Origin of the sequence: Oceanisphaera sp. IT1-181 (genome assembly GCF_033807535.1) — a bacterium.
Taxonomy (GTDB): Bacteria; Pseudomonadota; Gammaproteobacteria; order Enterobacterales; family Aeromonadaceae; genus Oceanimonas.
On sequence record NZ_CP136856.1, the window covers coordinates 1,202,663 to 1,219,122 of the forward strand.

Sequence of the window (16,460 nt, forward strand, 5' to 3'; positions counted from 1 at the left end):
TCAATACTGCCTTATCAGCCGCTTAAGAGGCTGATAAGTAAAATGACCGTTGGTGTTCTGGGCCAAGGCTTTTACAATGAGCCTCATTAGGCTTTATGTCTGTCTCAAGGAAACCTCATGTTAGATTTTTTTTACCATTATGGCCTGTTTGCCGCTAAAACCCTGACCTTAGTACTGGCCATAGGGTTTGTTATAGCCCTAATTACTAATGCCGCGACCAAACAAAAGCGCGGCGCTAATCGGCTGGTGTTAGAGGATGTAAGTAGCGATTTACGTCAACAAAGCCAACAACTACAACTGGCTTGTGCGCTTAATGATCATGAGCGCAAGCAGTTAAAACAACAATTTAAAGCCGTGGCTAAGGCCGACAAAAAAGCCAGTGATGATAAAGCACGTCTTTATGTGTTGGATTTTAATGGCAGCATGGACGCTCATGAAGTGAGTGGCTTAAGCCGAGAGATCACCGGCTTATTGCAATTGGCTAAGGCGGGCGATGACGTACTGGTGCGTTTGGAGTCTGGCGGCGGCGTGGTGCACGGTTATGGCTTAGGCGCAGCCGAGCTGGCTCGCATTAAGGCACACGGTCTGCACTTAACGGTAGCGGTAGATAAAGTGGCCGCCAGTGGTGGTTATATGATGGCCTGTGTGGCCGAACGCATTATTGCCGCTCCTTTTGCTATCGTCGGCTCCATTGGCGTGGTGGCCCAAATGCCTAACTTTAATAAATTTTTGAAAAATAAAGACATAGACGTAGAGCTGCACACGGCGGGCGCCTACAAGCGTACCCTGACGTTATTTGGTGAAAATGACGATGCGGGTCGCGCTAAGTTTCAAGAAGAGCTGGAAGTGATCCATCATAGATTTAAAGACTTTATCGCCGCGAATCGCCCCGCACTGGCACTGGAAAAAGTCGCCACCGGCGAGCACTGGTTGGGCACAGATGCCCTTGAGTTAGGTTTGGTGGATGAATTGTCGACCAGCAGTGAGTATTTGTTAAGCCAAAGCGCCAATAAACGGGTGATCCGCCTGCATTATCAGCCGAAGAAAAACCTCAAAGAAAAGCTCACCCAAGCGGTAGAGCTCGGCATCAGCCGTGCGGTACTTAAATTCATCTCCGCCGCCCAACGCCCGTTTAGCTAAGCCCTTCGGGCCGCGATACGCTTTAAGCCTTATGCCGTCAGCTAACAACAGCTCCAAACCCTGTAGGCCAGCGCGCTCGCCGTTGGCCTTAACTTACAGCGCGTAGCATATGGCTTATAGCGTTCAGTTAGCGCTGAAACTCATACACACTGCCCAAGTTTAGAATTTGGCTGAGCTCATCCAGTGCGCTGCGTGATTCCTGCAACAAGTTGGGGTCGCGCAAATCACTCAGGCTTAACCGGTCGCGATAATGTGTCTCAACCCAGCGGTTGAGCCGCGTAAAGAGCGTCTCGTCCAGTAAGCAGGCGGGGTTAGTGGCCGCCAACTCTGCTTGATTTAACGCTACCCGCAAGCGCAAGCAAGCGGGGCCACCGCCATTGCGCATACTTTGTTTTACATCCATAAAGTACACGTCTTTAATGGGCGTATTAAGGCTGAGCAGCTTATCCAGATAAGCGCTGACGCTGGGCGTATGGGCGCATTCCAAAGGCGCAATAATCACCATGTGACCGGGGCTTATCGTTACAATTTGAGTGTTGAATAAATAGCTGCTGATGGCATCGGCCAGTGGCACATCTGCTTCACTGACTTCAATAAAGTAGAGTTCATTGTTTGCTAACTCAGTGTTCTTTACCCCAGAGCTTGGCAACTTGGCTTGAATGGCGGCCAGCGTAGCTTTACTGTCTAAAAACGCCGACTCATGAAAAAACAGCACATTTTGGTTGCCCACCGCAATCACATCATTATGAAATACCCCTTGGTCGATAATGGCCGGGTTTTGGGCAATAAATAGCGTGTTATGTTCACTTAAACCGTGCAATCGAGCTACGGCTCGCGAGGCCTCTAGCGTTTGGCGTGCCGGATAGCGCTGAGGCGCAGGTAAGTGTGGATTAAAGGCGCTGCGCCCGTATACAAATAGCTCAAGTCCAGGTGCGTGATAATCAGTACACAGCCGTGTGTGATTAGCCGCACCTTCGTCGCCAAATGCGTCTTGGCTGGGTAGCGCAGGATGATGACAAAAAAACTCATCATTATTAAATACCTGACTCAAGATACGACCGGTAACGGGATGTTCGATGGCGCGATGAAACTTATTATTAAGATTCGCGGGCGTAAAGTGCACCCGATTATCTTGAGTGTCGGCGCTGGGGGATACGGTGGCCGCATTAGCGGTCCACATGCTGGAGGCGGAGCTACAAGCGGCCAATAATGCTGGGTTTTCGCGATAGGCCTTGTCTAGCACTTGAGCGTCAGTGCCGCTAAAACCGAGCTGGCGCAGGGTATGCACATCGGGGCGTTCTTGAGGCGCTAATACCCCTTGAATTAAGCCTAAATCGCTTAAGCTCTTCATCTTTTGTAAGCCTTGTAGCGCGGCTTGTTTTGGATTTGAGCTCGCTTGTGCGCTACCTTGTGAGGCAATATTGCCGTAAGACAGGCCCGCGTAGTTGTGAGTGGGGCCCACTAGGCCATCAAAATTGGCTTCGAATGAGGTTGCTCTACCCCGATTATGCGCCGGCAAAGTCATTGGCTGGCTCCTTAGGTCTGTATGCAGGTTAAGTGTTTGCAGTGAGGGCTTATGTTAGGGCTTACCTTTTATAGAACGAAAATTATCGTGCGAGAATATCGTGCGAAAAAGTAGTACTAAAATGGCGGCTTTGAGCCTTTGCGCCATTATAGGTGGCTTTCTATATGAGTTGTAACTTAACATTAACAGCATAGGCTTGGCTTTTGGAGGCATCCGCAAAGCTCAAGCCACATAATGCATAAAAAGCGGACGAACAGTCAGCGTAACTAAAAAACCGGTTGATTCCTGTTGGTATCAAGGTGTTAATAAGTACATATAAATTCAATTCATTTTTTCCGGGCAAGTTTGCATTTCACGGCATTTTCACTTATACAGCCGTTATCACCTTGCCGCCGGACCCCATTTTGGGGCCAGACCTGAAGGATAGAAACGCGCTTTATGAGTAAATCGCTGGTAATAGTGGAATCGCCTGCTAAGGCAAAAACCATCAACAAATATCTGGGCAAAGACTTTATCGTTAAGTCCAGTGTCGGCCACGTGCGTGACTTGCCAACCTCTGGCTCGGCGCTGGCTAAAAAAGCGCCGGCTAAAAAAGTTGATACTAAATCTCTGAGCCCTGAGCAGAAAGCCAAGCTGAAAGCGCAAAAAGACCAAAAGGCCTTGATTGCGCGCATGGGCATAGACCCGAACAACGGCTGGCAGGCAAATTATCAAATTTTGCCGGGTAAAGAGAAGGTGGTCACCGAATTACAAGCATTGGCTGAAAAAGCCGACATCATCTATCTCGCAACGGATTTGGACCGCGAAGGGGAAGCCATTGCTTGGCACCTCAAAGAGCTGATCGGGGGGGACGATTCGCGCTTTAAGCGGGTAGTATTTAACGAGATCACCAAGTCTGCTATTCAAGAAGCTTTTAGCCAGCCCTCTGAGCTCAATCAATTTCGCGTGGACGCCCAGCAAGCACGCCGCTTTTTAGATCGCGTAGTTGGCTACATGGTGTCGCCACTGTTGTGGAAGAAAGTGGCCCGTGGCTTATCCGCAGGCCGCGTACAATCGGTAGCGGTGCGCTTACTCGTGGAAAAAGAGCGCGAGATTAAAGCGTTCGTCCCCGAAGAATATTGGGATATTCAAGCCCAGCTTAGCAACACCGAACAATTAGCGCTGTCGATGGCCGTAGCGAAATTTAAAGGTAAAGAATTTAAGCCCGATAATGAAACCGACGCCATGGCGGCGGTCGCCTCGCTTACAGCCAGCAGCTTTGAAGTGGTGTCGCGTGATGATAAGCCTACCCAAAGCAAACCGTCGGCGCCTTTTATTACCTCGACCTTGCAACAGGCAGCCAGCACCCGCTTAAGCTTTGGCGTAAAACGCACCATGATGTTGGCCCAGCGCCTGTATGAAGCCGGCTACATTACCTATATGCGTACCGACTCCACCAACTTAAGCCAAGAGGCGGTGGCCAGCGCTCGGGAATTTATCGAGCAGCAATACGGCACCGATTACCTGCCAGAAAATCCTGTTGTTTACAGTGCCAAGGCCAATGCTCAAGAAGCGCACGAAGCGATCCGCCCGTCCGATGTGACCTTAAGTGCCGAAGATCTCAATGGCATGGAAGCGGACGCCAAGCGTTTGTACGATTTAATTTTGCGCCAATTCTTGGCCTGCCAGATGACGCCGGCTTTGTATGACAGCACCACCATTACCGTGCGCGCCGGTGATTACGATTTAAAAGCCCGTGGTCGCATCTTACGCTTTGCCGGTTGGACCAAGGTTCAAGAAGCCGCTAAAGGCCGAAAAGGTGAAGATACGGTGCTGCCAGCGGTGCAAGCAGGCGAGACGCTTAAGCTTGAGCAGTTGGATCCTAAGCAGCACTTTACCAAGCCACCCGCACGTTTTAGTGAGGCGGCACTGGTGCGCGAGCTCGAGAAACGTGGCATCGGTCGTCCCTCGACTTACGCGGCTATTATTTCCACCATTCAAGACCGTGGCTATGTGAAGGTGGAAAGCCGCCGTTTCTATGCCGAAAAAATGGGCGAGATAGTCGCCGATCGTCTGCAAGAAAGTTTTGCCGAGCTGATGAACTATGACTTCACCGCGCAAATGGAAAGTAAGCTCGATGAAATCGCTCATGGCGAGCTGAACTGGACCACAGTTCTGGACGCCTTTTACGCGGAATTTACCGAAGAGTTAGCCAAAGCTGAGCGCCCCGCAGAAGAGGGCGGCATGCGTGCCAATGAAATGGTGATCACCGATATCAAGTGCCCCACTTGTGACCGAGATATGGGCATTCGTACCGCCAGCACCGGCGTGTTTTTGGGTTGCTCAGGCTATGCCTTACCGCCGAAAGAGCGCTGTAAGCAAACCATTAACTTGGTGCCCGGTGATGAGTTTGTACTGGCGAACGACGAAGAAGCCGAAACCGATGCGCTGCGTGCCAAGCACCGCTGTGAAAAGTGTGGCACCGCCATGGATGCCTACTTTATCGATGATAAGCGCAAGCTCCATGTGTGTGGCCAAAACCCCGACTGCGATGGTTATGAGCTGGAAGAAGGGCAATTTAAGCTTAAAGGCTACGACGGTCCTGTCATTGAGTGCGATCGCTGTACTGCTGAAATGCAGCTGAAAAATGGCCGCTTCGGTAAGTACATGGCCTGTACCAATGAAGAGTGTAAAAACACCCGCAAGATCTTAAAAAACGGCGACGTGGCACCGCCCAAAGAAGATCCGGTGCATTTACCCGAATTACCTTGTACTCAGTCTGACGCCTATTTTGTGTTGCGCGATGGCGCGGCCGGTATCTTTATGGCGGCCAGCAACTTTCCTAAATCGCGTGAAACCCGTGCGCCCTTAGTGGAAGAGCTGGTGCAGTTTAAAGACCGACTGTCGCCTAAGTTCACTTATTTGACCGAGGCGCCCGTTAAGGATCCCGAGGGTAACAAAGCAGTCGTGCGCTATAGCCGTAAGAATAAAGAGCAGTACGTGATGACGGAAATAGAGAAAAAAGCCACCGGCTGGACCGCCCATTATATAGATGGCAAGTGGGTACAAGCTCAGAAAAGTAAGAAGTAAACTCATTAGGCCAGCGCATTGCGCTGGCCTTTTACGTTCTGCGCTGTACGTTAAACGTTATGAACACCCTGTTTTGATGTTCTGCGTAAGGCGTACCGCGTACCGCTTTTTTAGCGTCACATAAAGGGAGTGGATATGGATATTCATCAGTTAACGCCCGGCATGCTGTGTTACACCACACTGGGCTCAGGCTATGTGCTGGAAGTGGATATACCAAACCAACAGGTATTGCTGCAGCGCGAAGATGAACCGGCTCCCTTCCAAGTGCACATCAGTGACGTGTTGGCAGAGAACCCGCACTTAAAGCGTTAAGCATCGAGTATCAGGCTCAATTATAAAAACTCGAAGATAAAAAAAGGCAGTTATCACCTGATAACTGCCTTTTTATTGGTCTCTTATTAGCCAGTGTTAAGCAGGCAGCAATTCTTGATGTAGGGTGTTTACGACCCGATCTGAGTCGGCTTCGGGTATCAAGAAGCACAAGTTATGGGAGCTGGCACCGTAGCAAATCATGCGTACGTTTACGTCGATTAAAGCCTTAAACACCTGACTGCTGGTGCCGCTGACTTCACTCATGCGATTACCAATTAAGGCGATCAGCGCCAAGTCGTGCTCTACCTGCAAATGACAATGCTTGTTTAGCTCTTCACGCACTTCGTCGGTTAACAGCTCGGCGCCTGAGTCTAGCGTCAGTGACACGCTGATCACCGACGTAGTGATTAAATCCACCGAGATTTTATGCTTGGCCAAGATGCCAAAGACTTCGGCCAGGAAGCCGTGTACTTGAAACATGCTCTGATTGGTGAGCGTCAGCAATACCTGATTGCGACGCAGAGCAATGGCGCGAAACAATGGCTGGCTGTCGGTTTCATTGCGGATCCAAGTGCCGCCGGATTCAGGCGCTCTGCTTGAACCGACAAACACCGGAATTTGCTGGCGTACTGCTGGCTGCAAGGTGGCAGGGTGCAAGACCTTAGCGCCAAAGGTCGCCATTTCAGAGGCTTCGCTAAAGCTGATTTCGCTAATCGGGCGCGCTGCTGTCACTAAGCGGGGGTCGGTCGTGTAAATACCCGGTACATCGGTCCAGATTTGTACGGCCACGGCGTTGAGGGCTTCCGCTAACAGTGCGGCGGAAAAATCACTGCCACCGCGGCCAAGCGTGGTGGTGCGGCCATCTTTGGCGGCGCCAATAAAGCCTTGTGTGACCACCAACTGATTGGCACACAGCGGCGCTAACTCTTTTTCCACTTCGGCCTGTAAATTCGCTAAATCTGGAGTAGCGCGGCTAAAGCGGTCATCGGTACGCATCACTTTTCGCACATCAAACCACACCGCGGGGGTGCCACGGCTGCGCAGCAGCTCCACAAACAAGCGCGTCGACATCAGCTCACCCTGCGCCACGATTTCATCGTGCAAGGCCTTGGTAGGGCTAATAGCGGCACTGTCGGACAACTCTTTAATGTGCACCAAGATATCTTCGATATGACGGGTGAGCATTTCAGGTTTATCGAGGCTATTCAGGATCCCTTGCTGGATCTCGGTGAGCTGCCCTAATAAAGCCGTGCGGGCATCGGGCAGTTGTTCACCAGATGCCAAGGCTACCAGAATATTGGTCACGCCTGAGCTCGCACTCAATACCGCTAAGCGAGTGTTAGGATTTTCTTCAAGAATAAGGGCACAACGACTCATGGCCTCAGCGTCAACGACACTGGTGCCACCAAATTTAGCAACGGTTAACTGGCTCAACTGCAGCTCCTTGATAGGTGCAAAATAATAAGTAATGGGAAACGGCTGCAGGGACGTGAAAGGTCACTTAGAAGCACGCCAGCCCTTGATTAGGCGACAGCCTGAAGGATTCAGCCCTCAAAGCCGCAGCGCAAAAGCTGTCTCTTGTGCGCCGCTCGGCGTTATCTCCCCTGGCCGAGCATTTTGGGAGTGGCAGCTCCTAGCATCGGTTACCTGAATAACGCACCTCTTCTGTCCGAAAAGTCTGCCCGTAAAACGGGCCACCACATAGTTACTAGGTGGTGCTTTATTGTCAATTGTTAACTGCTGAACAGACTTATATTAAGTCTTTCATCATGATTTTAGAGCGACGCTGATAATTATACAGCGCTTGCTTGCCCATCGGCAGCGCGCTTACGTCCACCGGCTCAAAGCCGCGTTCTCTAAACCAATGAATGGAGCGCGTGGTCAAAATAAACAGTCGGCTCATGCCGCGCTTTTTCGCCTGTTCTTCCACTTTGTACAACAGCATGTCGCCACGGCTGCCACGTCGGTAGTCCGGATGAATAGCCACACAGGCCATTTCGGCCATGGCTTCATCCGGGAACGGATATAAGGCCGCACAGCCGATAATAGCACCGTCTTTTTCGATGATAGTGAATTGGTCCACTTCCATTTCTAACTGCTCTCGAGAGCGGCGTACCAGTACGCCTTCTTCCTCGAGGGGGCGGATCAAATCCAAGATACCGCCAATATCATCGATGCGCGCCTGACGCGCTTGCTCGGCACTTTGGCTGACTAACTGGGTGCCTAAGCCATCGCGGGTAAACAACTCTTGAATAAGCGCACCATCTTCTTTGTAGCTCACCAAGTGGCTGCGCGGCACACCGGCACGGCAACTGGCAATGGCCGCGCGCAAGTAACGCGCCGTGCCCGATAAGGTATCGCCTTCGGCCATTAAGCGCTGTAAATGCTCTTCTGCCTGTTCAGGTAATAGCTCAGGAATGGCGTTGTCGTCTTCGTCGAGCACACCTAGCTGAGAGCAAAAGCCAATTAACTTGGTGGCTTTTAGCTCGATGGCGAGTCGGCGCGCCAGCTCTTCTGAGGATAAGTTAAAGCTCTCACCGGTCACCGAAAAACCAATCGGGGAAATAAGCACGGTGGCACCATTCACCAACTGATGATTGATGGTATCCGTATGAATGCGGCGCACGCGGCCCGAGTGTTGATAGTCGACGCCATCATCAATGCCCAGCGGTTGGGCGGTCACAAAGTTACCGGTGACCACGTTGATGCGGGCATTTTGCATGGGCGTATTAATGAGGCCCATCGACAAACGCGCCATTATGTCCATTTGCAAGCCGCCACAGACATCTTTGATGATGCGAAAGCTGTGCTCATCGGTAACGCGGGTGTGTTTATGAAACACATTGTCCAATTTAGCTTCGGCCAAGCCTTTGTCAATTTGCGGGCGCGCACCAAACACGATCACCAATCGAATGCCAAGGCTGGTCAAGAGCGCTATATCGCTGATGATATTGGGGAAGTTATCTTGATCAATGGCTTCGCCGCCTAACATAACCACAAAGGTCGAGCCTCTATGTAAATTCACATAGGGGCTAGATTGGCGAAACGCTTTTACTAATGCAGCATCGGTATCGCGCACAGAGCATCCTTGGCTTAACAACAGGGTAAAACAGCATGGTCGTGAAAATTCATGCAAAAAACAAGGGTAATTAATTACTTTTATTCGATAAAGCGTGGGCGGCGGCGCTAATGTGCGCCATTTTTTGCGATAGTTGGCTGGGCTTAAATGAGAGGACCGGCAGATGTTAGAGGGTAAGTTTGATCTAGCGCATTTTGATTTGAAAAATGCGAGCAAGCACCAAGAATGCAGCGCCCTTGTATGGGGCTTTATGTTAGGCTTCATCTGTAGAAAAGAGCGTCAAAAACACCTGCGAGACTATAGCTAAAACAACAACAGCCAAAATAACAAAAAAGCGAGAACACACATGCAAAGGAAGCTGTCCTTACTCACCATCGGAGGGCTGTTAGCACTGTTCAGCACCTCGGTATCTGCGGCCGAGTTGCCGCTTGATTTGACCCACACTAACATCGGCATTTTCGCGCTCGCCGTGTTCGTCTTCGCCTATATCCTAGTGATGGCCGAAGAATATCTGCATCTGAGAAAATCTAAGCCAGTGTTGGTTGCAGCCGGCATTATCTGGGTCGCTATCGGCTGGACCTATATGAACAGTGGCTTTGGCGACCTGCCCAAAGAAGCGTTTCGTCATAATTTATTAGAATACGCTGAGCTGCTGTTGTTCTTACTGGTGGCCATGACGTATATCAGCGCCATGGAAGACAGGGGCCTGTTTGATGCCTTGCGCTCTTGGATGATCCGCCGTGGCTTTAGTTATAAATCCTTATTCTGGTTAACCGGCATCTTGGCCTTCTTTATCTCGCCGGTGGCGGATAACTTAACGACAGCGCTGTTGATGAGTGCGGTGGTGATCAAGGTAGCCGAGGGCGATAAGAAATTTATCAATATTTGCTGCGTTAATATCGTGATTGCGGCCAACGCCGGCGGCGCCTTTAGTCCGTTTGGCGACATCACCACCTTGATGGTATGGCAAGCGGGCATTATTCAGTTCAATGAATTCTTCATTTTGTTTATCCCCGCCGTGCTTAACTACTTAGTCCCTGCCGTGATCATGAGCTTTTTTATCGAAAACCGCTGTCCAGTAGCGGTGTATGAAAAAGCGGTGTTAAAGCGCGGCGCGCTGCGCATCGTGTTTTTATTCTTATTAACAGTCGCCACTGCTGTGGCCTGCCAAAGCATACTTGACTTGCCACCGGTACTGGGCATGATGACGGGCTTAGGCTATTTGCAGTTTTTTGGTTATTACTTACGTCAAACCTTGGACAGTTCGGTGGCGCGGCAAAAAGTCATGGCCGTTAAGCGCGGTGATGAAGAAGCCTTGCAGCGCTTAGGCAGTGTGGTGCCATTTGATGTGTTCAGTAAGGTTGCCCGTGCTGAGTGGGACACCTTATTGTTCTTCTACGGCGTGGTAATGTGCGTGGGCGGGCTTGGTTTTATGGGCTATTTGGCGCTGGGCTCTGAGTTCTTATATGGCCAGTGGGATGCCATGTACGCCAATATTGCCATTGGGCTTATCTCGGCGGTGGTCGATAATATTCCGGTAATGTTTGCAGTTTTGAGCATGGAGCCGGACATGTCTCACGGTAACTGGCTATTAGTCACCTTAGCGGCCGGTGTGGGCGGCAGCTTGTTATCGGTAGGCTCGGCGGCGGGTGTGGCCTTAATGGGCCAAGCACGAGGCATGTATACCTTCTTCGGTCACCTGAAATGGGCGCCGGTTATTCTGCTCGGTTATGTGGCCAGTATCTTGGCGCACCTGTGGCTTAACGCCGATAGCTTTAATATATTTGGCTAAGCCTGATGGCTGAGTTGAGTGGCGGTTCTAAATCAGCCCTGACGTTATGCGTCAGGGCTTTTTGTTTAATGTAGCCCGGCAATTTATTCGCCGGCCAGCATAGCAGGCTATTTAAGACCCAGCGCAGTAGTGTTTTGTAGCCGCCAATTTATTCGGCGGTTCTGCGTAGCAGAATGCTTTAAGCCCCAAACAATAAACCGTGGCGAAGTCCTCTTCGCCGAAGAAACGGCCACCTACAAAAGATAAAATAAACCGGTGATTTATACACCTCACACGCCAAAAAAAGCCCCAACCTAGGTTGGGGCTTTTGATTTAGCTAAGCGGTGTGCTTATTGCAAGGTGTTAGTTAGCGGATGGCGCTCCTTAACCTTGGGTTGGCGGCGGCGCTGTAGCCACACTACTAATGCCAGTATCAAGAAGCCAGGGATCCATATCAGCTCTTTTAGCCAGCGCTCGGTGGGTGCGAGGACCAGCATAATTTGCTGATCAAAGTCTAAGCCGGCATCGGCCGCTGGACTGGCGAATGAGACGCTATCGATCAATACTTTGCCGTCTTGCTCATAGAGCATTAGGCCCAGCTTTTCGAGTCGCTCGGCACTGGTGTCACCCGAGGGCACAGGTAATAGCACGCTGAATTCCTTAATATCACCGACTGCATCTTGCCCTTGGATACGTAGGCGCATTTTACTGTCAGCTTGCAGATCACCCAGTGTCTGCTCAAACTGTGCCGGCGGCACTTCTCGATAAGGGTCGTGGAGCATGTCCATCCAAAAGCCCGGGCGGAACAGCGTAAAGGCCACCAGTAATAACAGTACACCTTCATACCAGCGGCTGCGCACCAAGAAATAGCCTTGGGTACCTGCGGCAAATATCAGCATGGCGGCGGTGGCGATAATAAAGACCAGCACCCCATGCCAAAAACTCACGTCAATCAACAGCAAGTCGGTATTAAAGATAAACAAGAACGGCAGGGCAGCGGTACGCAGGCTGTAATAGAAGGCCGTGATACCGGTTTTAATCGGGTCGCCTTTTGAAACAGCGGCGGCGGCAAAGGAAGCCAAGCCCACCGGCGGCGTTACGTCTGCCATAATGCCGAAGTAAAACACAAACATATGCACGGCAATCAGCGGTACTATCAGGCCATTTTGCTGACCCAAGGTAACCACGACTGGCGCTAGCAAGCTGGACACCACTATATAGTTGGCGGTGGTGGGTAACCCCATGCCCAGTACCAAGCTAAATACGGCGACTAATAACAGCATTAGCAGCAGGTTGCCCATGGACAACAGCTCGACCAAGTCTGCTAATACCAAGCCCACACCGGTTTGCGAGACGGCTCCCACAATTAAGCCCGCGGCGGCGGTGGCAATGCCGATACCAATCATGTTGCGTGCACCGGCAAGGAGTGCTTCACGTAAGTCCACCAAGCCATCCATAAAGTTGCCGTCATCATGATTGCGGTCGCGGCGCATCAAGCTAAGCAGTGGGCGCTGGGTGAGTAAGATAGTCACCAGCATCATGCTGCCCCAAAAAGCTGACAAGCCCGGGGATAAGCGCTCCACCATCAAGCACCACACCAAGACCACCACCGGTAATAAAAAGTGCAACCCGGATAACAGCACAGCACGGGTTTCCGGCAGTGTGTCTAGGGTAGCGTTCGGATCTTCTGGCGGCAAAGGCGCCACACTGGCGGCCACTTTTAGCAGACCCAAATAGGCGATGGCCAATAAGATCCCGACTCCAGGCAGCACATGCTGCCCCAGCACAGGTTTAAGCCAGCCTAAGCCATAATAAACAGCTAACGACAGACCGCTGATCAAGGCGGCACCAAAGGCAAAGCCAGTTAAGCGACGCAACCAAGGCTTAGGTACGCGGCCACCTATGGGCTGTAAGCCGAGCTTCATCGACTCTAAATGCACGATATAAAGCAGGGCAATATAAGAGATAGTAGCGGGTAAGAAGGCGTGTTTGATGATATCCACATAGGGCATACCAATGTATTCCACCATCAAGAAGGCGGCGGCACCCATTACCGGCGGCATAATTTGGCCATTCACCGAGGAAGCGACTTCTATCGCGCCGGCTTTTTCTGCCGAAAAACCGGTGCGCTTCATCATAGGAATTGTAAAGGTGCCTGTGGTAACCACGTTGGCAATGGAGGAGCCGGAGATCATGCCGGTTAACCCCGACGCCACGACCGCCGCTTTGGCAGGGCCGCCACGCATATGACCCAATAAGCTAAAGGCCAATTGAATAAAGTAATGGCCGGCCCCTGCACGTTCTAACAGGGCGCCAAATAACACGAATAAAAACACGAAGCTGGTCGACACACCCAGCGCGATACCAAATACACCCTCGGTGGTGATCCACTGATGGTTGGCCAACGCACTAAAGGTCACGCCTCTGTGGGCCAACAGGCTCGGCATATAAGGACCGGCTAAACTGTAAGCTAAAAATATCAGCGCAATAATGGCTAATGGCGGACCCAGCGCTCGGCGGGTGGCTTCTAATAATAGAACTATGCCTATACAAGAGGTCACTAAATCGGCGGTGGTTAAGGTACCGGGTCGTTGGGATAATTCTTGATAAAAGATAAACAAATAAGCTGCACTGGCCGCAGCAATCAGGCCAAGAGCAATATCGAGGAATGGCACTCTATCGCGCGGAGAAGATTTAAGCGCAGGAAAGACTAAAAACGTCAGTAGTAGGGCAAACGCCAAGTGGATGGAACGCTGTTCGGTACTGTTAAAAATGCCAACGCCGACGATAAACGGCAGCGGTGAGGCAATCCATAACTGGAACAGAGACCAGAGTAAGGCGAGTCCGGCACTCACTTTAGCCATCAGGCCTTTGGGCGAGCGGGCACCCACATCTTGGGCGATCAGCTCCTCTACGGACAATTGTTTTTCTGACATAGGTTTTTACCTATTTGAATTGGGCTATAGAGAAGAGCAAACCCCTGCTTAATCACTCAGCAGAGGTTTGACTTAAGGTAAGAATACGTCACTTAAGGCCTTAGCCTAGTACGTTTATCTTATTATGTGAAAAAAGCCCACCCAGTGCTGGGCGGGCTTTCAGTAGTGCTGAGTTTATAACCAGCCTTTCTCTTTATAATAACGCTGAGCACCTTCATGCAGCGGCGCGGTAATACCTGCTGAAATCATGTCTTCGGCTTTCAGATCCGCAAACGCTGGGTGTAAACGTTTGAAGCGATCTAAGTTATCAAATACTGATTTCACTAACTGATACACCACTTCTGGATCTGTTTCTTCGGTGGTGGCCAACACGGCTTTGCCGCCGATGGACGGAATAGGCTTATCTACACCTGGGTAGAGGCCAGCTGGAATATCGGCACGAGTAAAGTAGCTCGCTGTTTCAAGCAACTTATCAATGCCAGGGCCAGTCACGGGGATCAGCTTGGCATCTGCCGTAGTCAGGGCTTCTTGAATGGCACCACTCGGGTGACCCACTACATAGGTAATGGCGTCTAGGTTGTTATCACCTAACGCCGCGGCCATTTCGGCTGGCTTTAACTCAGCTGCCAGTGAAAAGGTGCTTTTATCCCAACCATTGGCGGTCATGACTTCATCAAAGGTATCGCGGCTACCTGAGCCCGGGACGCCAATGTTGACGCGCTTGCCTTTCAGATCGTCAAAATCATTAATTTTGCTGTCGTTACGTACCACTACGGTCAGGATTTCACTTTGCAGTGAGAACACGGCACGCAGGTTTTTAACCGGCTTTTTATCAAACGGAGCCTGGCCTTCTAGCGCCTTGTATTGGTGATCCGATTGAATAAAACCAAAGTCGTAGTCTTTGTTTTGTAACGCCACTATGTTGCTAACACTACCGGCAGAGGAAGGAGCATTACATTTAATGTCATGCTCATCGGCGCCACGGTTAAGAAAACGACATACAGACTGACCTGCGGTGTAATACACACCGGTTTGGCCACCTGTGCCTATGGTGACATAGCGCGCTTCGGCGCTGACTTGCGTGCTCAGTAAAAGCGCCGTCATGGCGCCCGTCACTAGCTTGATCATCGTATGATTCTCCATTCTCATTGACTCGGGTTATTTCCCAGTAACACTTACATGGCTTAAAGGTGAAAAGATCCCTTTATAATTAGCCACATATGTTAAATACGTTAATGTAAAGCCGCTGTTATTGCGAATTTATTATGCCTAAGCGAGAGCAAACGCATAAAAATTATAATTGTTAGCCTTGTAAACCGGTTAAAGGGATGGGGCTTACTTCATTATTAATCAAATTTGCCAACACTTGAGCACTGCCACAGGCCAGCGTAAAGCCTAAACTGCCGTGACCGAGATTAAGCCACAGATTCTTAATGGCACTGGCGCCAATAATAGGTGTGCCCTCGGGGGTGGCAGGTCTGAGACCGGCCCAAGGCGTGGCTTGTTGAAAGTCTCCCGCATCCGGAAAGCTGGCTTGGGCTTGTTGGCGCAATGAGGCAATACGCCCCGCATCCAGCTTGGCTTTATGATTGCCCGAATCGCTGGCGCCGATATCGACCATGGCGGCAACGCGCAGCTGCTGGTCGAGTCTGGCGTACACAATCTTGCGGTCATAATCGGTGACATTGGTGTTGGGTACGGTACTTATATCTGCCACTGGCAAGGTTAGGCTGTAGCCCTTTAGCGGATACAAAGGCACCTTAATGCCCACACTGTTTAATAGTCCTAAGCTACCCATGCCGGCGGCTACCACCAAATGATCTACATCGAACTGCTCGAACGCTCCTGAGCCAGCTTTTATTTTCAGGCTACGCACTTGGCCATTCTCTAGCTTGATCTCGGTAATCCGCTGACCCAGATGTAAGGTAAAGTTGGGATTTTGTTGTAAGCGCATTAATAGCCGCTGACAAAAGAGTTGGCAGTCGCCCACCTCATCACCGGCCGAAAAAATGCCGCCGGCTAACTGACTCGCGACATGTGCCAGCGAAGGCTCAGCGGCCAAACAGGCTTCGGGATCCAACACCTGTTGTAGTGGGTCTGCTTTTATCTTGTTAGCCGCGTGGCGAAAATTGGCGGGATTACGATAAATCACCATCTTGCCGTTGGCTCGCCACGAAAAGTCAGTTAAGCCATGGTGTTGCTGCCAGTCATGTAGTATCGACTGGCTATAGAGGGCGAGGCGTAATAAGTGCGCGCCGTTTTGCTGATTAACACTGTGCCGGCACGCTAATAAGAAGCGCCAGCACCAGTGCCATTGATGCAGGCTCATGCGTGGGCGAAAGCGCAGCGGCGCATCGGCTTTAAACATCCAGCCTAAGGCTTGCAGGGGCACTCCGGCATCCGCCAAGGGCGATACGTAGCGATAACTGAGCTGGCCGCCGTTGGCAAAGCTGGTGGCTTGGCCGACGTCCGATTCTTGTTCAAATAAATCGACGCTGTGGCCTTTATTAATCAACGCATAGGCGGTCGTTAAACCAATCACGCCACCGCCGATAATTGCAACGCGCATAAGTGAGTCCCTTAAAAAGCTGATGGCTTAAGCATAGGCATTGCGGGGAGGGGCGAATA

10 protein-coding genes and 1 riboswitch are annotated in these 16,460 nt (G+C 51.0%); of the genes, 4 read left to right on the forward strand and 6 right to left on the reverse strand.

Annotated features, from left to right (window positions below):
- Positions 1 to 117 precede the first annotated feature (117 nt).
- Positions 118 to 1,140: a protease SohB gene (gene sohB / locus R0134_RS05575; RefSeq protein WP_319783832.1), complete on the forward strand. Its 1,023-nt coding sequence runs from the start codon at positions 118 to 120 to the stop codon at positions 1,138 to 1,140.
- 127 nt (positions 1,141 to 1,267) lie between these two features.
- Here sohB and astB read toward each other — a convergent pair whose 3' ends face one another.
- Positions 1,268 to 2,665: an N-succinylarginine dihydrolase gene (astB, locus tag R0134_RS05580; RefSeq protein WP_319783833.1), complete on the reverse strand. Its 1,398-nt coding sequence runs from the start codon at positions 2,663 to 2,665 to the stop codon at positions 1,268 to 1,270.
- A gap of 438 nt (positions 2,666 to 3,103) precedes the next feature.
- On the opposite strand from astB, the gene topA reads away from it, so the two are divergent.
- Positions 3,104 to 5,734: a type I DNA topoisomerase gene (topA, locus tag R0134_RS05585; protein ID WP_319783834.1), complete on the forward strand. Its 2,631-nt coding sequence runs from the start codon at positions 3,104 to 3,106 to the stop codon at positions 5,732 to 5,734.
- Positions 5,735 to 5,869: 135 nt separating this feature from the next.
- Positions 5,870 to 6,046, forward strand: a complete 177-nt coding sequence (locus tag R0134_RS05590; RefSeq protein WP_319783835.1) for a hypothetical protein — start codon at positions 5,870 to 5,872, stop codon at positions 6,044 to 6,046.
- A gap of 96 nt (positions 6,047 to 6,142) precedes the next feature.
- Here R0134_RS05590 and lysC read toward each other — a convergent pair whose 3' ends face one another.
- Positions 6,143 to 7,480, reverse strand: a complete 1,338-nt coding sequence (gene lysC / locus R0134_RS05595) for a lysine-sensitive aspartokinase 3 (RefSeq protein WP_319783836.1) — start codon at positions 7,478 to 7,480, stop codon at positions 6,143 to 6,145.
- A 63-nt stretch (positions 7,481 to 7,543) separates the two neighbouring features.
- A riboswitch (Lysine riboswitch) is annotated at positions 7,544 to 7,719 on the reverse strand.
- A 77-nt stretch (positions 7,720 to 7,796) separates the two neighbouring features.
- Entirely contained in the window at positions 7,797 to 9,125 is a 1,329-nt protein-coding gene (gene argA, locus R0134_RS05600; RefSeq protein ID WP_319783837.1) for an amino-acid N-acetyltransferase, read from the reverse strand.
- Positions 9,126 to 9,471: 346 nt separating this feature from the next.
- Between argA and nhaD the strand changes: the two genes are divergently transcribed.
- The gene (gene nhaD, locus R0134_RS05605) at positions 9,472 to 10,917 is read left to right on the forward strand and encodes a sodium:proton antiporter NhaD (protein ID WP_413641427.1); all 1,446 of its coding nucleotides are present in this window, start codon (positions 9,472 to 9,474) and stop codon (positions 10,915 to 10,917) included.
- Positions 10,918 to 11,246: 329 nt separating this feature from the next.
- Here the strand turns inward: nhaD and R0134_RS05610 are convergent, their stop codons facing one another.
- The 3 genes from R0134_RS05610 to R0134_RS05620 all read right to left on the reverse strand — a co-directional run bounded on the left by R0134_RS05610 (position 11,247) and on the right by R0134_RS05620 (position 16,401).
- Positions 11,247 to 13,832 carry a TRAP transporter permease gene (locus tag R0134_RS05610; RefSeq protein ID WP_319783838.1) on the reverse strand — a complete coding sequence of 862 codons (2,586 nt, stop codon included), beginning with the start codon at positions 13,830 to 13,832 and terminating at the stop codon, positions 11,247 to 11,249.
- 174 nt (positions 13,833 to 14,006) lie between these two features.
- Entirely contained in the window at positions 14,007 to 14,975 is a 969-nt protein-coding gene (locus R0134_RS05615) for a TAXI family TRAP transporter solute-binding subunit (RefSeq protein ID WP_087034584.1), read from the reverse strand.
- 160 nt (positions 14,976 to 15,135) lie between these two features.
- Positions 15,136 to 16,401, reverse strand: a complete 1,266-nt coding sequence (locus R0134_RS05620) for a D-amino acid dehydrogenase (protein WP_319783839.1) — start codon at positions 16,399 to 16,401, stop codon at positions 15,136 to 15,138.
- Between the last annotated feature and the right edge of the window lie 59 nt (positions 16,402 to 16,460).